The organism is Mesorhizobium sp. M7A.F.Ca.CA.004.12.1.1 (genome assembly GCF_003997835.1).
In the GTDB taxonomy this organism is placed as follows: domain Bacteria; phylum Pseudomonadota; class Alphaproteobacteria; order Rhizobiales; family Rhizobiaceae; genus Mesorhizobium.
On record NZ_RZRK01000744.1, the window covers coordinates 1 to 2,974 of the forward strand.

At 63.4% G+C, this 2,974-nt stretch carries 3 protein-coding genes; all 3 read right to left on the reverse strand.

Going from position 1 to position 2,974, the window contains the following annotated elements; translation table 11 throughout:
• Nucleotides 1-208, reverse strand: a 208-nt coding sequence (locus tag EN984_RS28770) for a CDP-alcohol phosphatidyltransferase family protein (protein WP_164765714.1), incomplete at its 3' end; no start/stop codon positions are given.
• 97 nt (nucleotides 209-305) lie between these two features.
• On the reverse strand, nucleotides 306-2,369 hold the full coding sequence (uvrC, locus tag EN984_RS28775) for an excinuclease ABC subunit UvrC (RefSeq protein ID WP_127267619.1): 2,064 nt from the start codon (nucleotides 2,367-2,369) through the stop codon (nucleotides 306-308).
• Nucleotides 2,366-2,974: SDR family oxidoreductase (locus EN984_RS28780; protein ID WP_127384136.1), on the reverse strand; the 609-nt coding region annotated here is incomplete at its 5' end. The genes EN984_RS28780 and uvrC, both read right to left, overlap by 4 nt.

The following is a 2,974-nucleotide window of genomic DNA, read 5'->3' on the forward strand; positions in this document are numbered from 1 at the left end:
TGTTGGAGGTCTGCTGCCAGGCGCGTGCCAGATAGCCGTCCAGATAATCGGTGATCGAGGCGAGCAGGAAGATGATCAGCGCCGACCAGCGGGCAAAGTCGCTCGACTTCAGATGTCCTTCGAGAAAAAAGCACAGCACCACCAGCGGCACCGCGACGATGCGGGCGTAGGTGAGCATATTGGGCAGGTTGAACGCGCGCTTGGCCATGTCTGGGAAACTCTTTCTGCCTGCCTACTCAAATCAGATGCGAATGTAGGGGGTCAACAGGCCAGATTCGACAGGCCAGATGAAAGTGCCGGATTTTTCAACTCTCGTGGAAGTGATTGTAGACCAGTTTCGCCACCTGTTCGGAAATTCCGTCGACTTTCCGCAGATCCTCGATGGCGGCGCGGCTGACCGCCTTGGCGGTGCCGAATGCCAGCAGCAATGCCCGCTTGCGGCCGGGACCGATGCCGCTGATCTCGTCGAGCGGGCTCTTGACCATCTCCTTCTTGCGGCGCGCCCGATGCGAACCGATGGCGAAACGGTGGACCTCGTCGCGCAGGCGCTGGACGAAATAGAGCACGGGATCGCGAACCGGCAGCGAAAACGAGTCCCTGCCTTTGACGAAGAAACGCTCACGGCCGGCATCGCGGTCCTGGCCCTTGGCGATGCCGATGGCCACCACCCGGTCCTCGATGCCGAGATCGGCGAGGATCTTGCGCACCGCAGTCATCTGGCCCTGGCCACCGTCGATCAGGATGACATCGGGCCAGGCCGGGAAGCTGCCGGAGATATCGTCCTCCATATCGTCCGCCGAACCATCAGCCGCATCCCCAGCCGGGACATCGCCATGCTCCTTCAGCAGCCGCGAAAAACGTCGCTCCATCACCTCGCGCATCATGCCGAAATCGTCGCCAGGTGTGATCTCGGTCGAGCGGATGTTGAATTTCCGGTACTGGTTCTTCACGAACCCTTCCGGTCCGGCGACGACCATGGCGCCGACCGCGTTGGTGCCCATGATGTGTGAGTTGTCGTAAACCTCGATGCGCACCGGCGGCTTGGCCAGGCCGAATGTCTCGGCGAAACCCGCAAGCAGGCGTCCCTGGGTGGAGGTTTCAGCCAGCCGGCGTCCGAGCGCTTCGCGGGCATTCTGCAAAGCGTTGTCGGTCAGGTCCTTCTTCTCGCCGCGCTGCGGCACGGAGATCGCGACCTTGCGGCCAGCTCGGGTGGAGAGCGCCTCGGCCAGCAGTTCCTGATCCTCGACGCCATGCGACAGAAGAATGTTCCGCGGCGTCGGCTTGTCGTCATAGAACTGCGCCAGGAACGAACCCAACACCTCGGCTGCTTCCAACGCCGGATCGGCCTTGGGGAAATAGGCGCGGTTGCCCCAGTTCTGGCCGGTGCGGAAGAAGAACACCTGGATGCAGACCTGGCCGCCTTCCTGATGGATGGCGAAGACATCGGCTTCGTCGACGGTCGCCGGATTGATGCCTTGGTGGCTCTGCACATGCGACAGGGCCGCAAGTCGATCGCGATAGATCGCGGCGCGCTCGAAATCGAGAGCTTCCGACGCCTGCTGCATGGCGGCCGAGATTTCCGTCTTCACCTTCTGGCTGCGGCCGGACAAGAAGTCCTTCGCCTCGCCGACCAGTTCCGCATAGTCCTGATGCGAGACCTCGCCGGTGCAGGGACCAGCGCAGCGCTTGATCTGATAAAGCAGGCATGGCCGCGTGCGGTTCTCGTAGAACGAGTTGGTGCAACTCCTGAGCAGGAAGGCGCGCTGCAGGGAGTTGATGGTACGGCCAACGGCACCGGCCGAGGCAAACGGGCCGAAATAATCGCCTTTGCGCGAGCGCGCGCCGCGATGCTTGTAGATGCCCGGCGAGACATGATCGCCGGTCAAGAGAATGTAGGGAAACGACTTGTCGTCGCGCATCAGGACGTTGAATCGCGGCCGCAAGCGCTTGATAAGGTTGGCTTCGAGCAGCAGCGCTTCGATCTCGGTGCGGGTGACGACGAACTCCATCGTCGACGTCTCACGCACCATGCGGCCGATGCGGGTGGTGTGGAAGCGGCCTTGCGCGTAGTTGGTGACGCGCTTCTTCAGGCTGCGCGCCTTGCCGACATAGAGCACATCGCCGGCAGCGTTCATCATGCGGTAGACGCCGGGCGCGTTGGGAAGCCGCTTGACCAGCGTCTGGATCACCTCGGCGCCGATCATGCCTTCCGCGTCGCCGGCATGCGGGGTCCAGTCGATGGCGGTGAAGGCGACATCGGGACCGACGGTTTCAACGATCTCCTCGACCGCCTCGTCCTCGAGGTCGATATCGGGGGGCAGATCGTCGGCGCCGCCGCGCGGCTTGCTTTTGTGGTCTACAGGACTCATTCCGTCATGCCTGTCACATCGGGCGTCTGCCATGCAAGATGCTGGCCGCCATCAAGCGCGATCATCTGGCCGGTGACCGAGCGCGCTTCCCAGAGATAGCGGATCGTGGCGCCGAATTCCGGCAATTCCGGGCCGCGCTTGAGGACCAAGCCATCCACCTGTGCGGCAAAATCGCTGTCGTCCTGACGCGCGTTCTTCAGTGTCGGCCCCGGGCCGATGGCATTGACGCGGATGCTGGGGCCGAGCGCTTGCGCCATCATCTGGGTGGCCGTCCACAGCGTCGACTTGGACAGCGCATAGGAGAAGTAGCGCGGCGTCGGACGCCAGACGCGCTGGTCGATCATGTTGACGATCAGGCCCTCCTGCCCTGCCGGCAACGCCCGGGCGAAATTCTGCGCCAGCAGCGCGGGCGCTTTCACATGGACGGCAAAGTGCCGGTCCCAGGCCCGCCAGTCGAAATCCCGAACCGAATCGTCCTCGAACAGCGACGCATTGTTGACCAGCAGCGGGATGGGTCCGAGCGCTGCTTGCGCCTGGCCGACAAGATCGTCGACGGCGTCCATATCGGTCAGGTCGGCGGCGACCACGGCGGCGCGGCCACCTCC